At 42.0% G+C, this 18,506-nt stretch carries 14 protein-coding genes; 6 read left to right on the top strand and 8 right to left on the bottom strand.

Annotated features, from left to right (window positions below):
* Window positions 1–153 precede the first annotated feature (153 nt).
* Window positions 154–432: a hypothetical protein gene (locus ACESQI_RS21725; protein WP_320908397.1), complete on the top strand. Its 279-nt coding sequence runs from the start codon at window positions 154–156 to the stop codon at window positions 430–432.
* Between the two features lie 2 nt (window positions 433–434).
* Here ACESQI_RS21725 and ACESQI_RS21720 read toward each other — a convergent pair whose 3' ends face one another.
* Entirely contained in the window at window positions 435–1,562 is a 1,128-nt protein-coding gene (locus ACESQI_RS21720; protein ID WP_373127118.1) for an aldose epimerase family protein, read from the bottom strand.
* 13 nt (window positions 1,563–1,575) lie between these two features.
* Window positions 1,576–3,048: a glycoside hydrolase family 125 protein gene (locus tag ACESQI_RS21715; protein ID WP_373127116.1), complete on the bottom strand. Its 1,473-nt coding sequence runs from the start codon at window positions 3,046–3,048 to the stop codon at window positions 1,576–1,578.
* Between the two features lie 447 nt (window positions 3,049–3,495).
* Between ACESQI_RS21715 and ACESQI_RS21710 the strand changes: the two genes are divergently transcribed.
* Window positions 3,496–7,110 carry a glycoside hydrolase family 38 C-terminal domain-containing protein gene (locus ACESQI_RS21710; protein ID WP_373127114.1) on the top strand — a complete coding sequence of 1,205 codons (3,615 nt, stop codon included), beginning with the start codon at window positions 3,496–3,498 and terminating at the stop codon, window positions 7,108–7,110.
* 389 nt (window positions 7,111–7,499) lie between these two features.
* On the opposite strand, the gene ACESQI_RS21705 is transcribed toward ACESQI_RS21710, so the two are convergent.
* Genes ACESQI_RS21705 through dut form a run of 4 tightly spaced genes read right to left on the bottom strand, consistent with a single transcriptional unit; the run spans window position 7,500 to window position 11,584 of the window.
* Window positions 7,500–8,813, bottom strand: a complete 1,314-nt coding sequence (locus tag ACESQI_RS21705; RefSeq protein ID WP_373127113.1) for a murein hydrolase activator EnvC — start codon at window positions 8,811–8,813, stop codon at window positions 7,500–7,502.
* Entirely contained in the window at window positions 8,810–9,370 is a 561-nt protein-coding gene (locus ACESQI_RS21700; protein ID WP_002558816.1) for a DUF4292 domain-containing protein, read from the bottom strand. Before ACESQI_RS21700 ends, ACESQI_RS21705 begins: the two co-directional genes overlap by 4 nt.
* Window positions 9,367–11,121 carry a tetratricopeptide repeat protein gene (locus ACESQI_RS21695; RefSeq protein ID WP_373127111.1) on the bottom strand — a complete coding sequence of 585 codons (1,755 nt, stop codon included), beginning with the start codon at window positions 11,119–11,121 and terminating at the stop codon, window positions 9,367–9,369. The genes ACESQI_RS21700 and ACESQI_RS21695 overlap by 4 nt, the downstream gene beginning before the upstream one ends.
* Window positions 11,122–11,149: 28 nt before the next feature.
* Window positions 11,150–11,584: a dUTP diphosphatase gene (gene dut / locus ACESQI_RS21690; RefSeq protein ID WP_002558814.1), complete on the bottom strand. Its 435-nt coding sequence runs from the start codon at window positions 11,582–11,584 to the stop codon at window positions 11,150–11,152.
* A 140-nt stretch (window positions 11,585–11,724) separates the two neighbouring features.
* Between dut and ACESQI_RS21685 the strand changes: the two genes are divergently transcribed.
* Window positions 11,725–13,053 carry a deoxyguanosinetriphosphate triphosphohydrolase gene (locus ACESQI_RS21685; protein WP_025867099.1) on the top strand — a complete coding sequence of 443 codons (1,329 nt, stop codon included), beginning with the start codon at window positions 11,725–11,727 and terminating at the stop codon, window positions 13,051–13,053.
* On the opposite strand, the gene ACESQI_RS21680 is transcribed toward ACESQI_RS21685, so the two are convergent.
* Entirely contained in the window at window positions 13,025–14,023 is a 999-nt protein-coding gene (locus ACESQI_RS21680; protein WP_195661257.1) for a GNAT family N-acetyltransferase, read from the bottom strand. The two genes, ACESQI_RS21685 and ACESQI_RS21680, sit on opposite strands and share 29 nt — an antisense overlap.
* 35 nt (window positions 14,024–14,058) lie before the next feature.
* Window positions 14,059–14,877 (bottom strand): 1-acyl-sn-glycerol-3-phosphate acyltransferase, encoded by an 819-nt coding sequence (locus tag ACESQI_RS21675; protein WP_007483489.1) that lies wholly within the window; start codon window positions 14,875–14,877, stop codon window positions 14,059–14,061.
* A gap of 258 nt (window positions 14,878–15,135) precedes the next feature.
* Here ACESQI_RS21675 and ACESQI_RS21670 point away from each other — a divergent pair, with 258 nt between their 5' ends.
* The 3 genes from ACESQI_RS21670 (at window position 15,136) to ACESQI_RS21660 (ending at window position 18,489) form a co-directional block, all read left to right on the top strand.
* A complete protein-coding gene (locus ACESQI_RS21670) occupies window positions 15,136–15,639 on the top strand; it encodes an RNA polymerase sigma factor (protein ID WP_002558810.1) in 504 nt (167 codons plus the stop codon).
* A gap of 253 nt (window positions 15,640–15,892) precedes the next feature.
* The gene (locus ACESQI_RS21665) at window positions 15,893–16,693 is read left to right on the top strand and encodes an IclR family transcriptional regulator (protein ID WP_044094833.1); all 801 of its coding nucleotides are present in this window, start codon (window positions 15,893–15,895) and stop codon (window positions 16,691–16,693) included.
* Window positions 16,694–16,713: 20 nt separating this feature from the next.
* Window positions 16,714–18,489 carry a cytochrome D1 domain-containing protein gene (locus ACESQI_RS21660; protein WP_373127107.1) on the top strand — a complete coding sequence of 592 codons (1,776 nt, stop codon included), beginning with the start codon at window positions 16,714–16,716 and terminating at the stop codon, window positions 18,487–18,489.
* The last annotated feature ends 17 nt before the right edge of the window (window positions 18,490–18,506 follow it).

The raw sequence follows: 18,506 nt of genomic DNA, 5'->3' as shown, positions 1-18,506 counted from the left end.
AGTTTTGGTTATAGATTATAAAAGAGAGAATAGTAGTTTTCTTCCTGATAAAAGGTAGTTTATATCGCCTTGTTTTGAACAAATATATACGATTAAGTTAAGTCCGGTTTTTAACTACTGATTCGCATTAATAAGGAGAGGGTAGACCAAACTGTGAGTAATATTCTGGAAGAGCAAGAATCAGTATATCAAAATAATCTGGTATTACTAACCAACAATCAAGTAAATCTGTTGAAAGCCGTTGCCATGGAGGGCTGTACGCAAAGTGTCAATTCAAGCGAATTTATTAAGAAATACAACCTGAAAGCACCCAGTAGCGTAAATGTAGCCTTGAAATCGTTACTCAACAAAGAATTGTTGTATAAGACCTCAAAAGGCTACATCGTTTACGACCGCTTTATGGGTAAATGGCTGAAGAGTGAGGTTATCTGATCCTATTTATCTACTGAGAATTTAAAGATACAATGACTATTGTATTTTTCGCCGGGACGTAGTACTGCCGAAGGCCATTCGGGTTTATTCGGAGTATCCGGATACTTCTGTGTTTCAAGACAAACAGAAGCACGCTGATTGTATACAATCCCTTTCTTACCTCTCACTGTCCCATCCAGGAAGTTACCAGCATAAACCTGTATACCGGGCTCGTTGGTATAAACATCCAGGATGATACCCGTCTTTGGAGATTGAAGGGTAGCACACTTGCAGGTAATATCCCCTTTTGTATTCAATACCCAGTTATGATCATAACCGTTTCCATTCTTTAACTGCACAAAATCAAAGTTGTTGATCCGGGTCCCTACGGCAACCGGCGAACGAAAATCCATTGGAGTATCTTCTACCGGAACAATCTCACCGGAGGTCATAAAAGTACTATCCACCGGGGTATAGTAATCGGCATCAATCGTAAGCAAATGTTCCGCATTGCTGCCAGCATCTCCATCCAGGTTGAAATAAGAATGGTTGGTCATGTTAACAATAGTAGGTTGATCCGTCTCTGCCTCGTAACGAATATCAATGGCATTATCATCCGTCAAAGTCATCAGTACCTTGCAGGTAATATTACCGGGAAACCCTTCTTCACCATCTTTGGCAAGATAGGTCAGTTCAAGCTCCTGCGGACCAATCTGCCGGGCATCATATACTTGGTACTGGAATCCCTTTGGTCCGCCATGCAAGCAATGTCCGTAGTTGTTGCGAGGCAGAATATATTCCACACTATCCAACATGAATCGTCCCTGATTGATACGATTGGCATAACGCCCGATAGAAGCTCCGAAGTCCGAAGGTATCGTAATATAATCCTGTATCGAATCAAACCCAAGGACTACATCCCGCATAATTCCCTCTTTATCGGGTACCATAACAGAAACAATACGTCCACCGAAATTCGTCACGCATACCTCCATGTTGTTAGCATTGCGAAGTACATACAAATCAGTCTTTTTACCATCCACTTCGGTTTGGAAATTGCTCTGCAATAAACCGGATCCGGTTGTTTTCTCATTAGTGGCACAACCTGCCAACAAAAGGGCACAAAGTGTCCATACTGAAATTTTCTTCATCATTCTCCCTCAATTATTCTATACTGTTTAATAGGTCTGTTTTCCCCTCATTCACAAGTTTAAGAATCAATTCCCCAAAAAGAGTATTCTGCCAGGCAAACCAGGCGCGGGTAAAGTTCTTCGGATCATCCTTATGAAATGATTCGTGCATAAAACCTGTGCCCGCATCAGTATCCATCAACATCTTGATACAATTCTTTATTTCCGCATCCTTCTTACTTGTGAAAGCTTTCATCATAATACTCATCGGCCATATCATATCGTAACCAATATGAGGACCACCTATACCCTCGCCTGCCTTACCTTTAAAGAAATAAGGATTATCCTCACTCCACACAAAACGACGGGTATTTTGATAAATGGGATCATTTACATTAACATCTCCCAGATAAGGCATAGCTATCAGGCTGGGCACATTGGCATCGTCCATCAACAGATGATTACCAAATCCATCTACTTCAAAAGCATATATCTTACCATATTTAGGGTGCTTATAGACTGCATACTTCTTTAAAGCCGCTTCCACTTCATTGGCAAGATCTTTGCATTCTTTTGCCAATTCCGATTTCTTATTGACCGTTTGCAATATCTCGGCTGCTTTACGAAGCGAAGATACAGCGAAAAAATTGGAAGGTACAAGGAATTGCAGTGTGGTAGCATCATCAGAGGGACGGAAGGCAGAAGCAATCAGCCCTACAGGCTTCACCGGATTTCCCAGCCCGTTATTGGTCATCGTATCTAATGCACGGTTCGTTTTACGTTCAAACTTGTAAGGACCAACTCCATCCTTACGTTGCTGTTCTTTGAAAGTGCGCAGGATGTTTGTGATAGCCTGTATCCACTCTTCATCGAAAATACTGGCATCACCCGTTACCTGCCAGTAGTGATAAGCCAAACGTAGAGGATAACACAACGAGTCTATTTCCCATTTACGTTCGTGTAATTCAGGTTTCATATCTGTAAGGTCACTCATCCAGTGTCCACCTACGGGACCATCATTAAAAGCATTGGCATAAGGATCCATCATAATACACTTGAACTGGCGGTTGATGACACCGGCAAGCATACGTTTCAGCTCCGGATCGGAGTTGGCAAGTTGTACGTAAGGCCATACTTGTGCACCGGAATCGCGCAACCACATGGCATGAATATCACCTGTATAAACAAAAGTGTCGGGTTTACCATCTTCGCCTTCACGAAAATGTACAGTAGTATCGAGTGTATTCGGAAAGCAGTTGGTAAACATCCAGGCAAGCCGGGCATTTTTCAGAAGTTTCTGTAAACGGATGATTTCATTTTCTACCGCCTGAGAACGGAAAAGACGTTCTGCCGGTTTTGGACGATTGTCTTTCTGAATAGCGTCTGTTGCACAGACATGTTCAGACAATTTGTCTCCGGATACAAATGCAGAAGCAGGAGAAGCCAGAAGTAAAGCAGTTGTAACCGTACAGGTACCAATCAGTTTCATCGAGTGTTTTAGTGCCATAATCTGTAATTAAAGTTAGTTAGTTATTCAGGATAAGTAACGACTATGATTTTCCATAGTAATACATCTTTTTTAGAATATCACAAAGAAAAGTCTTTTCGAACAAATACAAAAACGCTTAGATAGTAAATATGTAGCAAAAAAGTATCCAATTCTGCCAAAAAAGTAACAAGATCTGCCATTGGGCAATATCTGCGATTTATTGAATGATTTATTTCATACATTTGTGTTCGTTTTCTCACATATTTGTATAACGAAACCTATAAAGAAAGACATGAATTCCGTCACAAGACTTACACAATTTTTCACTAATGCATCGATTCTGGAAAAGACTGGTCGGACACCCCCAAAAGCATTTCAAGAACTTGCCGAAAAACTCTCACACAATTGAGCTCTATTCGGAGATTAACGAATAACAAGAATATATAAATCATAAAACAGACAGAAATGAAGAAACACATCATTGCACTGGCATCAACCTTACTACTATGCAGTGGCTCCTATAGCCAAAATACACAACCGGAGAAAAAGACTAAAGCCTACATGGTTGCAGATGCACACCTGGACACCCAATGGAACTGGGATGTCCAAACGACCATTAAACAGTATGTGTGGAATACTATCAGCCAGAACTTACTTCTGCTGAAGCAATATCCTGACTATATCTTCAACTTTGAAGGGGGAGTCAAGTATGCATGGATGAAAGAATATTATCCGGCTCAATACGAAGAAATGAAGAAATATATCCGGGAAGGACGCTGGCACGTGAGTGGTGCCAGTTGGGAAGCCAGCGATGCTTTGGTGCCTTCAACCGAATCTGCGATTCGTAACGTCATGCTGGGACAGGAATATTACCGTAAGGAATTTGGAGTGGAAAGTACAGATATCTTCTTACCGGACTGTTTTGGCTTCGGATGGACACTACCTACCATTGCAGCTCATTGCGGACTCATCGGGTTCTCATCACAAAAGCTGGACTGGCGTAACAAACCTTTCTACGGAAAAAGCAAACATCCCTTTACCATCGGGTTATGGCAGGGAATCGATGGTTCTTCCGTCATGCTGGCTCACGGATACGATTATGGCAAAAGATGGAACGATGAGGATTTATCGGAAAACAAGGAGCTGTTGGGACTGACCACACGTACCCCGCTCAATATGGTATACCGCTATTACGGTACAGGAGATATTGGCGGATCACCCACGTTGGGTTCCGTACGTTCTGTTGAAAAGGGAATAAAAGGAAACGGGCCACTCGAAATCATCAGTGCTACAAGCGACCAGATGTTTAAAGACTTCCAGCCTTATAAGGATCATCCGGAATTGCCTGTATTCAACGGAGAGTTACTGATGGACGTACATGGAACAGGATGCTATACTTCACAAGCAGCCATGAAACTGTACAATCGGCAGAATGAGCTTTTGGGAGATGCAGCTGAAAGAGCAGCCGTAGCCGCCGAATGGCTCAACAAAGCTGCATATCCCGGAACAACTCTAACAGATGCCTGGAAACGTTTCATCTATCATCAGTTCCATGACGACCTCACCGGAACAAGTATTCCACGTGCCTACGAGTTTTCGTGGAATGACGAGTTAATCTCACTCAAACAATTTTCCGGCGTACTGGCCTCTTCCATTCGTTCAATAGCCGGAGACATGGATACACAGGTAAAGGGCATTCCGGTAATACTCTATAATGCATTAGGATTCCCGGTACAGGACATAGCAGAAGTAGAACTGGAAGTACCCGCAGCCCCCAAAGGTGTCACAGTATATGACAACAACGGTAAAAAGGTGGCATCACAGTTACTATCCTACACAAACGGAAAAGCACACCTGTTGATAGAAGCAACAGTACCAGCTACCGGCTACGCTGTGTACGATGTACGTACTTCCGGCACGGCAAATCGCTTTGCTGCAACAACAAGTAACACACTCGAGAATTCCATTTATAAAATCACATTGGATGAAAAAGGGGATATCACCTCGCTTCTCGACAAGACGCAAAACAAAGAGTTGGTAAAACAGGGTAAAGCCATCCGACTGGCTCTCTTCACCCAAAACAAATCATACCACTGGCCGGCCTGGGAGGTGTTGAAAGAGACAATAGACCGGGAACCAATCTCTATCACGGATAATGTGAAAATATCATTGGTAGAAAACGGAGAGCTACGTAAAGCAATCTGCATTGAAAAGACACACGGAGAATCGGTGTTTAAGCAATACATCCGGCTCTATGAAGGAAGTCGTGCCGATCGGATCGATTTCTACAATGAAATAGACTGGCAATCAACCAATGCCTTGCTAAAAGCCGAATTCCCTTTGAATATAGAGAATACGGAAGCAACTTATGACTTAGGAATCGGAAGCGTTAAACGTGGGAATAACACCGATATCGCTTACGAGGTATATGCACAATACTGGGCCGACCTGACCAACCAGGACAACAGTTATGGTGTATCGATATTGAATGACAGCAAATATGGCTGGGACAAGCCCAACAACCATACGCTCCGTTTAACGCTGTTCCATACTCCGGAAACAACCCGGAACTATGCTTATCAGGACAGACAAGACTACGGACATCACAACTTCACGTATAGCCTTGTAGGGCATTCCGGTAAACTGGATCATGCATCCACCGTAGAGAAGGCAGAACTTATGAACCAACGCCTGAAAGCATTCCAGACCACAAAACACAAAGGTACATTAGGCAAAGAGTTCTCTTTTGCAACCTCAGACAACCGCAACGTAATTATCAAAGCACTCAAGAAAGCAGAAAGTTCAGACGAGTACGTAGTGCGCGTGTATGAAACCGGAGGTGAAAAGTCACAGCAGGCTACTTTGTCATTCGCAGGTGATATACTCAATGCGAATGAAGCTGACGGAACAGAAAAAACAATTGGTACTGCCAACTTCAATGGAAACAAACTGCAAGTCACTATTAAGCCCTATTCTGTCAAGACATTCAAAGTGCGTTTGAAAAGTGCTGCACAACCTGCATCTGAACCGGAATATGTGAACCTGCCACTAAATTATGACCGCAAATGCGCCTCATTTAATGAATTCCGCGGAGAAGCGAATTTTGAGTCCGGATACTCATACGCTGCTGAATTACTGCCGGATTCTATATTCGCAGATCAAATTCCGTTCCGCCTGGGAGAGAAAGAGACATTTAACGGCATGACCTGCAAAGGAGACACAATCTATCTGCCCGACGGACATAAATATACTCATTTATACTTCCTGGCTGCTGCAACGGATGATGATTATACAGTTACATTCTGCTGCGGGAAAAACAAAGCGGAAATCACCGTTCCTTCCTACACCGGTTTCATCGGACAATGGGGACACACCAATCATACCAAAGGGTATCTAAAAGACGCCGAGATAGCTTATGTAGGTACACACCGTCACGCTCCGGGTGAAGATCAGCCATACGAGTTTACGTATATGTTTAAATTCGGTATCGATATTCCCAAAGGCGCTGTAAGCTTTATCCTGCCAAAGAATGACAAGATTGTACTTTTTGCCGCCACACTGGCCAAAGAAGAACAACCTGCTGTGAACACTGCATCACAACTATTCCTTACAGCCATCAAAGAAGAAGCCGGCAAGAAATTATCTACACAGGAAAGTCCGAAAGAAAACTTGCTGAAAGCTGCGAAGATCATATCTTATTCAGGCTATGTGAACAACCGTGAAAAACCGGAATGTATGATTGATGGAAACAAGGATACCAAATGGTGTGATACAGGTATGACTCCGAACTATGTGGATTTTGATTTAGGAGAGGCACAAGACATCAGTGGCTGGAAGCTTGTGAATGCAGGTGAAGAGAGTCACACATATGTTACGAAAGGGTGTTTCCTGCAAGGAAAAAATAATCTGAATGAAGAGTGGAAAACACTGGACAGGCTCAACAATAACAAACGCAATGTTGTTTCACGACAACTGTCAGAACCTGCCAAAGTACGTTACATCCGCTTAATGGTAACTAATCCGACACAAGACGATGAAGGGAAAGACACCCGTATTTACGAATTTGAAGTTTATAAATAGAAAGCCCTCTTAGATCTCCTTATATAGGAACAGAAATTTATATATTTCGCCGGTTATCTCGTTATCGAGACTAACCGGCGAAACGCGTTTATAGAGAGTTCGCCGACTACCGGAAACACAGATACGACTTCCTCTTGAAACAAGGAAGCCAGAAGAAAGACGCTAAAAGGAGTAGCAAGGGAGACATAACCCGGTAAGGTCGTAGAGGAACAAGGGAAGACTCGTAAGGGAGCGTTGTTTTACATGTACATGTGGGACAGTACGACATGTGCATGTGGGACAGTACGACATGTACATGTCGTGCAGCTTTACATGTACATGTAAAACAATGCTTCTCACCGGGGAAGGGAGGTTTACATTACTAAGAGAAGAATTGTCAACAGTAGGCATCACCTGTTCAGCCAGGGTTCGGGGTTTAATTTGTCTTTCTCTTTACGCAACTGGAAGTGCAATACAGTGCGCCCATTGTCGGAGGCATCAGAAAATACCTGCCCGATAGCCTGCTTCGTACTAACCGTATCTCCCGACTTAACAGATGCGGAAGAGAGATTACAATATACAGAGATATAATTGCCATGGCGAATTAATACATTGAACAACCCATTGAGTTGGAAAACAGCCGCAACTTTACCATCAAAAATAGCACGAGCCTGGGCACCGGGCTTTCCTTGAATATCAATACCCTTATTATCAAGTTTAACATTGCGTAACCCCTCAACTGCATATTGTCCATAATGACTGGTAATAATATAAGGGCCCGAAATCGGCATAGGAAGCTTACCACGATTACTGACAAAGTTACCGGATAACTCACGGTCCGCTTTACTCATACTGTAAGCTTCCAGAGGTTCCGCTTTTTTCTTTGTCTCCGTTCCGGGAAAAGCCGATGTTGATTTACCTTCCTTGGCTTCTGACTTTTTACGGGCTGCCGCTTCGCGACGCGCTTCTTCGGCTGCACGCTTACGGGCACGTTCTATTTCTTCGGCTATCAACTTATCAATCCGGGCATTGAGTTGATTGGCTTCACGTCTCTTTTTATTTATTTCGCTTTGTAGCCCCTTCTGCTTCTTTTGCAGATTGGCCACCATTTCACGTTTCTGCTTTTCCTGATCTTCAAGTTTCTGCTTCTCGTCTTCGCGTTCTTTCAGCAGATTTTCTTTGGCAGTCTTTACCTGTAGAAGCTCCGCTCTTTTCTTCTTGATCTGTTCCTGTTTTTTCAGAATCTCTTCACCCTGAAGCCGTTGATAGGTAGCATACTCACGCACATAGCGGAGACGGCGGTATGTCTGCCCTAAGCTCTTGGCCGAAAAAATAAACATCAGCTTTTCTTCTATCGATTTATTACGATAGAGGTATTGGACGGAAGATTCATATTTCTTTTTCTTGTCCTGTAAGTCACGCTGAAGTGTACGAAGCTGTCTCTCAAGGACAGACAATTCGCGTTCAAGAGCCTCCACGTCATTATTTATGGCAAGGATATATCGCTTGCGTTCTTCAATCTGCCCCGTTAATGAAGCAAGACTATTAAGCTGGCTTCCTACATCTTTCTTTGTATTCTTCAACAATGATTCGGTATCGGCAATCTGCTTTTGCAATTCGCCGCGTTTACTTTCCAGTTCTTTAATCAATCTGCTACTTTGAGCAGAAAGCGGAATAACCAGAAAAAGAATACATGTTAATCCTACAAAGATACGTTTCATCATAACTTAGTCAGCATATTTAATAGTTCTTCAAGTGGTACCTGGGTGTATCTGTCCGAGATCTCGGTAGGTGTCATTGCAAATTCTTTGGACGAGAAATCATATAATCTCACTTTTGCTCTTTCCAATGAAGGTATGCCCAATTCCTTACCACTTAACTCGGCTTTCCCTTCCGGACGCGAAGCGCTCAGAAGTAACTTCTCCAATTTAGAGAACCGGGCATCTTTTGGCAAAATATCATCCAACTCTTTCCGGGAAGCCCTTACGTAGCGCTTATTCATCCGATCGATAAGTAATACTTCGTCGGGAGTTATCTCCAACCGGGCTATTTCCGTACGAAGAATAGGCATCAGAATGGAAAGCTGCACACGTTCGCCTCCTTTCATTTTCATTGTTCCTCCCGTCGTTATACTCCCATCAGAACCGGAGGGGATAGTCAACTGCAGTTTGGATGATAGGTAACAAGGCTCGGCAACAGGCACGCTTGAAGTTATATTCTTTGTGCTTTTACAGCCTGCAAGCATTACTACCAGCAACAATAAATAGAATACGTTTCTCATTCTGCAATGTATTTCTTCTTCTTAATTTTCTCTTTCAGCGTTTTCGATTCACTCCCCATATCGAGGGCCTCTTGCCAATATTTCAATGCACCATCCACATCACCGGTCATATAATAGATATCTCCGCAATGTTCTACTATCACATCACTTTTCTCTCCATCACTTTTCATGGCATCATCAATGTAGATACGAGCCTCAGCATAGTTCCCTTTCTCAAAAAGTATCCAGGCATATGTATCAAGATAAGTAGCGTTGCCGGGATCGGCTTTTACCGTCTTATAACTCATTTCCTCAGCCTTATCGAGGTCACGACGTTCTACAGACAGATAATAGGCATAGTTGTTCAATGCACCAATATTAGAAGGGTTGTAAACCAATGCAGAATCGTAAGCACTGTATGCCTCCGTCATCATCGCTTTTTTATGATAAACATCGCCCATGATAGAATAGAAATCAGATAAAACTTCTTTCTTACTATCATTTGTAGCATTCGCCAAAGCTTTCTGACAAATAGCAAGTACCTCATCATTACGCTCCGCCTGGCTATAGGCAATAGCGAGATAGAAATAGAACTCAAGTGCCTCGGGGGTAGCCTCTACACCAGGCTCACAGATTTTAATGACCTGTTCAAAATCATTCTTCTGCACAGCTACTTCAAGGAGCATCAGACGGGCAGCTTTATTGGCAGGATCAATCTGAACCACACGCTCCAATACCGGAACCGAAGCTTCCTTCATGTTTTTTGCCCAGAGGTATTGTGAATAGAGCATCGGTATCTGATCATCATCCGGATCTTGCTGCAGGATACGGTCGAAAAGTGAAATCACCTTCGTACTGTCTGCTGTAGCCTGCTCATTCTGGGCAATCACCTGACGCATTACATTCAATTTCGTATCTGCAGGTACCTTTTTGTTCATCAGCAAAGAGTCCAGTTGCTGTTTATACAAATCCTGTTGGCCGGTTTGTTCGTAATAGGAAGCCAAAGAGAAATGAGCCATCACATTATCCGGCTCCGTAGCAAGTACCTTCTGATAAAGATCATAGGCTTCCTGCTTTTTACCATTCTGCATATACACATCTCCCAAGATCACTTGATAACGCATATCCATAGGATATTCCTTCACCAGGTTCTCAATCTCCCGAAAAGCGCTTTTGTCATCTTTCATCTGCAGATAAATACGGAATTTCTCCATCGTGAGTTGCTCATTCTTCCCCATTATCTCTTCCAGACGGTCCAACGTCCCAATCACTTTCCCATAATCCTCTTGCTGATTATACAAATCAAGCAGAGCAAACAACGATTCTCTTTTTCCCGGGAAACGGGTAGCCATTGTCTCAAGCAATCCTATCGCTTTCTCCTTCTCATTCTGTTGTTGATAAAGGCTGGCAAGGGCCTGGCTATACCAATAATTATCCGGCGCACTTTCCACTGCCTCCTCCAAAGCAGCCTGGCCTTGCGGCACTTGCTTCAAAAACATATAATACTGCGAAATCTCATAAAGAGCCGAAGCTGCCTGCGGGTTAATGGTCAGACAGTGTTTCAACAGGTCGAATGCAGCATCATACTCCTTTTTCCCCTTCAACCGCGTTGCTTCAAGGAAGAAGTAATCATACTTACGCTGCTGCTCGTCCGAAAGGGTAACTAACTGTCGGGCAGATTTAGCAGCACCCGTCTTTCCTACTCGTTGTGAAGAACCGCAAGAAGCAAGTATCAGTATCAACACCCCAAGGAGTAATAATTTTATTTTCATCCGTAATTCGTAATTTGTAGTTCGTAATCTATCCCCTTCCCGTATGCCCGAAACCACCAGCACCACGTTCCGTCTCATTCAGTACCTCCACTTCCTGCCAAGCGGCTTGTTCGTGACGGGCTATCACCATCTGTGCAATCCGTTCTCCATCTTCAATAACAAATGGTTCGGTCGAAAGATTAATTAAAATAACACAGATCTCTCCTCGATAGTCGGCATCAATCGTTCCCGGAGAATTTAAAACAGTAATCCCTTTCTTCAAAGCCAGACCACTACGCGGACGAACCTGTGCCTCAACCCCCGGAGGGAGTGCGATATACAATCCGGTAGGAACCAGACAACGTTGCATAGGGGCCAGAGTCATTGAGTCCGAAAGGTTAGCACGAATATCCAGTCCGGCAGAAAGTTCAGTGGCATATGCCGGAAGCGGATGCTTTGATTTATTGATAACTTGTACGTTCATATTCTGTCTGTTTACTATTTAACGGGCGAAAATACACAAATTGTATCGAATTTCCGTACATTTGCAGTTAAATAATGTGCGAATAGGGGAACTATGTACTCTCAAATCAAAAATTGTAAATAGCTAAATCGTAAAGACTCATGATGGATTGGAGGAAATTAATCTCAGCAAAACGCTTTGGGATGGAAGAGTTTCATGAAGAAAGACAAGAAAACCGTTCAGAATTTCAAAGAGATTATGATCGGCTCATCTTCTCAGCTCCCTTCCGACGTTTGCAGAATAAAACACAGGTATTTCCACTACCGGGTAGCATCTTTGTGCACAATCGGCTCACTCATAGTCTGGAGGTTTCGTGTGTTGGCCGGTCACTGGGTAATGATGTTTCAAAGGCAATACTCTCCCGGCAACCGGAGTTACAAGACTCTTTTCTACCCGAAATCGGTTCCATCGTTTCTGCTGCTTGTCTCGCTCACGATTTGGGTAATCCTCCGTTCGGCCATTCCGGTGAAAAGGCCATTTCCACCTTCTTTTCCGAAGGTAAAGGGCAGTTCCTAAAAGAGCAACTTCTCCCGGTGGAATGGGATGATTTGACACATTTTGAAGGAAATGCAAACGCTTTCCGACTCCTTACACATCAGTTTGAAGGACGTCGCAAAGGTGGGTTTGCCATGACCTATTCTACGCTTGCTTCCATCGTTAAATACCCCTTTTCATCAAGTCTGGCAGGTAAAAAATCCAAGTTTGGATTCTTTATTAGCGAAGAAAAAGGATTTCAGCGTATTGCTACTGAATTGGGGTTGATTCAGCTTAGTGAACAGCCTCTGAAATATGCCCGTCATCCGTTAGTCTACCTTGTTGAGGCTGCCGATGACATATGTTATCAAATGATGGACATTGAAGATGCCCATAAACTGAAAATTCTAACAACCGAAGAGACGAAAGAGCTACTCCTGTCCTATTTCACTGAAGAACGACAGGAACATATACAAAGAACATTCAGTATCGTCAGTGATACGAACGAACAAATTGCCTATCTGCGCTCTTCGGTTATAGGACTATTAATAAAGGAATGTACAAGAATATTTTTGGAACATGAAGCTGATATTCTTGCCGGCAACTTCACCGATCCACTGATTAAAAAGATATCCAAACGACCCGCACAGGCCTACAAACACTGTTCTGAGGTCTCTTTTAGTAAGATCTACCGTTCCCGGGATGTGCTCGATATAGAATTAGCAGGTTTTCAGGTTATCAGTACCCTGCTGGAACTCATGATCGATGCCGTGACCTCCCCCAACAAAGCTTACTCACAGCTTCTTATCAATCGTGTATCGGGTCAATACAATATAAAAGCGCCTGTACTCTATGAAAGAATACAGGCGGTACTTGATTATATTTCGGGAATGACCGATGTCTTCGCGCTGGACCTCTATCGTAAAATCAACGGCAACAGTCTTCCTGCGGTGTAAATACCTTATTGACGCCCGAAGTTAACTTACAGTCTTCCGGGTGACTTTCGATAAATGATTGGATATGACGCATACGCTTATCTTCGAGAATTTCGTCAACAGCTATCAGAATACCGGTTTCTTCAACATCCCCAAATTCATAATTAATAGCTGTACCAAACATACGCATTGTAGGACTTAAGCTCATATAGGCATTTACCAGTGGAGGAATATTATAGCCTAACTTCCGGATCTCACTATTCAGAATCCTGTAATCATCTTTGAATGATTTTTCATAGAATATAGTAGCCAAATCTTTCTCCTCAGTCTCCATTTTCAACGGACTCAACGGAGTGATTAACCCATCCTTATCTCCAAAATGTTTTTTCAGGAAGTAAAGAATCATATCACGGCCCTGACGGTGATAACTGGGATACATCGTTACTTTACCAAAAAAGTATTTCACATTTGGCATCACAACAGTCAACGCTCCCAATCCATCCCACAAGTTATCCAAAGCAAACAAACCTTTGCTTCCGGCACGGGTAGACTGATATTCAAGCGTTACGAATGACCGTCCCAGTTCAATTGTTGTAGGCAGATACTCTTTAACAAACTGTTCTGAGAAGTTGAACATATGGGAAGTAGCCAATATCGGAGCACCTTTCTCATCAAAACGTACATCCGTACCCAACAAATAGCGATACCCACCCAGAATTTCTTCTGCTTCCGGATTCCATACAATCAATTGTTTATAGGGATTCTCCATTGTATCATATTCATCGATATCCATAGAGAAACCGGTACCTCCTCCTGCTGCACGAAAAGCAATTTCACGCAAACGGCCAATCTCTTTCATTACATTTGGAGAATCTTGTGAAGTAGTAATATAAATATGATTATTACTTTTATTCGTCATGCGCAACCGCTTATCCTCCGTAAGTTCCGCCTTTAGCAGTTCTTTGCTTATCGGTTCAATAATCTCTTCCATATTCCTCGTTAGTGTAGTTGTTCTTTTTCTCTTTATCACAGTTTATATACGATATCCTTAACATACTCCGCCCACTGCGCAGGAGTTTTAGACTTATCAAATGTCTGCCAGGGAATTGGTTTACCGAAAGTGACTGTAAATGTCTTATGCCGGTTTTTAAACATTTCATCTGCCAGATAAAGCATAGCTATATTAAATTTTATCCCCAGTGTTTTACAGATATTTGCCAGATTATAAAAGAAATCAGAGTTGCGTCCTCCAAAATGCACAGGTATTACATCTCTTTGCGCCTGCACACTTTTAACAATAAACGTCTTCTTCCACTCCAGATCCCGGATAACACCATTCTGGCGTCTTGAGCAAAGTCCTGCCGGAAACATGATTAACTGATCATCTGATTTAAATCCGGCTTCCACCATCTTCGGAAAATCTTTGGCTTGTTTCCCTGTCTTATTAATAGGAATACAAAGAGGAGCCAATCCGCGGAGATTCATCAGCAAATCATTCACCAGATATTTCACTTTTCCATTATAGTGTTTACCAAGAACATAACCCAATGCTACACCATCTTGTCCTCCCAACGGATGATTGGACACAAATGTATATAAACCATCTTCCGGTAAATTCTCTTCTCCTCTTACTTCTACTTTAGCATCAAGAAAATCCAGGGAAGCTTCCAGAAAGTCTACTCCTAATTTATCCTTCGACTCACGTAGAAAAACATTAATTTCTTCCTGATGGACAATCTTTTTCAAATAAGAAACGATAAATTTAGGGATATACTTATAATGCTTCGGAGCTTTTGTCCGAAGAATCTTATCGATATCTATTAAAAACAAAGAGTCGTCAGTCATTCGTTATAGATAAAATGATTGTGCAAAATTAATTGTTCTTTTCTATTAATTGCAATAATTTGGCAGAAAATGCAGGATTTAGGTTTCTGACGAGAAAAAAGAACACCCAAAAACTATCATATACCACCTAAAAACTATCAATTGATAGTTTTCAGGCTAAAGAAAGACGAATTCACCCCTGTCTTAGTCATCAAAACGCTGTAAACTTGCAACGTCGAAAAAAACAACGATATATTCACAATTTAAAAAGCAACGTTTATGAAAAGTTTAAGCTTCAAAAAAGATTTGATAGGAGTTCAGGATGAACTACTTCGTTTCGCATACAAATTAACAACCGACCGCGAAGAAGCCAATGATTTGTTGCAGGAAACCTCATTAAAAGCATTAGACAATGAGGATAAATATATGCCAGATACTAATTTTAAAGGATGGATGTATACCATCATGCGCAATATCTTTATCAACAACTACCGTAAAGTAGTCCGTGACCAGACATTTGTTGATCAGACAGACAACCTTTATCATTTGAGTCTCCCGCAGGAATCAGGTTTTGAGAGTACAGAAAGCTCTTATGACTTAAAAGAAATGCACCGTATTGTCAATTCATTACCTAAAGAATACAAGGTTCCGTTCTCTATGCATGTTTCCGGTTTCAAATACCGTGAAATAGCAGAGAAGTTACACCTCCCGCTCGGTACTGTAAAGAGCCGTATTTTCTTCACTCGCCAGAAACTGCAAGAAGAATTAAAAGATTTCAGATAACCTAAGCCGACACTATAATTGTCGATTTCCATATAATATTTAGTGCAGATTTTTAGTTGTGTTAACTGTAGAAGCAAGTAGGAAAAATTCCTCCTTGCTTCTTTTTTATACCTGAACTCAAAGAAAAAGCTTTCGATAAATTTCCACAGAATATACTCCATAACATATTTAACTTTTTTTCAGTCCCTTATTATCAAGCTTATCCGAATGTTTCCTTATATTTGGACAACAAATTTGAAACATCGTTCCAAATATGGAAAAAGTAGAAGAATATATGGAAAAAGCTGAAGAAAACTACAAAGTTCCAAACCTTGAAAAAGGGATTGCGGTTCTTGAGTATCTATCACTTTATTCCTTAGGAAGAACACTACAAGCGATCAAATCAGAACTTGATATTTCGCAAACAACTGCCTACCGTATTTTAAATACTTTAGTCCGGTTAGGATACCTTATATATAATGAAGATACAAAGCATTATAAATTATCCCGCAAATTATTATCGCTCGGATTCAAATCATTAAATGAACATAATCTGTTAGAGGTAGTCCTGCCACATTTGCGCAACTTGCGGGATCTGGTAAAAGAAACTGCCTGCTTCGGAGTATTAGGAGATCAAAAAGGTATTTTCATAGAACAAGCCCAAGGACATCATACTTTCCGTTTTGTGTTATCACCCGGTAAACCTTTTGAACTCCATTGTTCTGCACCGGGAAAAGCTATCATGGCTTACCTCCCCTGCAATGTCCGTGACTATTACTTGTCACAAATGGAATTCACACGTTATAATGCACGCACTATTACTACTCCCGAGGCATACATGGATGAATTGGAGAAAGTGCGAAAGTTAGGTTATGCCATGGACAATGAAGAAGAATTAAGTGGAGTACTCTGTATAGGTGCCCCTATTTTTAATTACACAAGTTATCCATGCGGAGCCATCTGGATATCCGGTCCTAAAGATCGTTTATCTAAGGATGTAGTGCGCAATTCCGTTGAATGTATAAAAGATGCCGCACAAACTATCTCCAAAGAATTAGGATATAATCAGTCTTAAAAATATAAAACATACATACTATGAACACCCCCAAACAAATATTAAAAAAAACATTAGCCACCGTATTCTTTTGCGGCTGTGCCTCCTTCGTTCTGGGAGGAACTCCTCCGTTTTTCCCTACAGACATTACCTTGAATTCCAAAGGTGAAATTCTTATTGTAGAAAAGGGAACAAATCGAATCAGTTTCTTTTCACCGGATGGTAAAACTTTACTTCGTTCTATTCCCGTTGAAGAAACGCCAACCGGTATCCTCCTGGATGCCAATAAAGCATATGTCACCACCAGTGCGGCCACCGGACATTTACAAATCCTATCATTGGAATCAGGACAAAAAGAGGCTACTATTCTGACAGGTTCCGGTGCATGTGCTCCTATTTTCGGCCCAGATAAAAAACACATATATGTATGTAATCAATTCCAGAACACTGTTTCAGAAATTGATCCGATAAGCCGTACGGTTGTACGTTCGGTTAATGTCTTGCGTGAGCCTAAATCAGCACAGTTCAGCAAGGATGGCAAATATCTGTTCGTTACCAATTATCTGCCATCCCAACGGGCAGATCTTGATTACGTAGCAGCTTGTGTTTCCGTCATCAGAATGGATGATTTTACCAAAGTAAAAGACATCAAACTAGCCAATGGTAGCAATGCTTTACGCGGTATTTGTATCACACCGGACGGTAAATATATATATGTATCCCACAATTTAGGGCGCTTTACCGTTCCCACATCACAATTGCAACAAGGATGGATGAATACCAGTGCTTTCAGTATTATAGATGTGGAAAAACAAGAATTCCTCGGCGCAATTGTAGTCGACGAACCAGAACGTGGAGCAGCAGGTATCTGGAGCATTGCCTGCAATGACGAGTCACTCTTCATCACTCACTCCGGAACACATGAAATCAGCGTTATTGACCATAAAGCTATGTTGAAAAAATTCCTAAGTTATCCTAATAAAGCTATGTTGGATTATGACCTGAGATTTCTGTACGGCCTGCGCAAACGTATCCCATTGAAAGGAAATGGTCCGCGTAAAATGATAATGGAGAACGGAAAACTTTATATCCCTACTTACTTTGCTGACATCCTGAACATTGTAGATACCCAAACGACTGAAATAACCTCGGTCAATCTGAATCCGGACCGGGAAGAAAGTGCAGAAAACAAAGGAGAACGCTATTTTAATGACGCTTCTCATTGCTTTCAAAACTGGCAAAGTTGTAACGGTTGCCATCCGGGAGATGCCCGTACAGATGGGATGAACTGGGATTTGATGAATGACGGAGTAGGTAACTCTAAAAACTGCAAAAGTCTTTTATTCAGCCATCCCACTCCTCCAAGCATGATATCAGGTATTCGCGAAACAGCGGAATGGGCAGTACGTGCCGGTTTTAAATTCATACAGTTCTTTGATATTACCGAAGAAGATGCCGTATGTGTGGATGCTTATCTGAAATCTCTCCAACCAGTTCCAAGTCCCTATCTGGTTAATGGTGAGCTATCCGACCTGGCCAAAGAAGGAAGAAAGGTATTTGAAAAACTAAAATGTACAGAGTGCCACAGTGGCCCGTATTATACAGACCTGAAAATGCATCGTATCGGTGAGGATATTGAGTTCGAAAAAGGTTGGGACACCCCTACCCTACGTGAAGTCTGGCGCACAGCCCCCTATCTTTTTGACGGACGTGCAGCCACGATGGAAGATGTATTTAAGGTACACAAACACGGTATTGAGAAAAAGGTTTCTCAAAAAGAAATTAAAGCGCTAACAGAATACGTAAATTCCTTATAACAAAATAAGACACCGTT

Source organism: Bacteroides sp. HPS0048 (assembly GCF_964240755.1).
Taxonomy (GTDB): domain Bacteria; phylum Bacteroidota; class Bacteroidia; order Bacteroidales; family Bacteroidaceae; genus Bacteroides; species Bacteroides nordii.
Note: the sequence above shows the minus strand (reverse complement) of the source record. Positions and strands in the feature narration are given on the sequence as shown.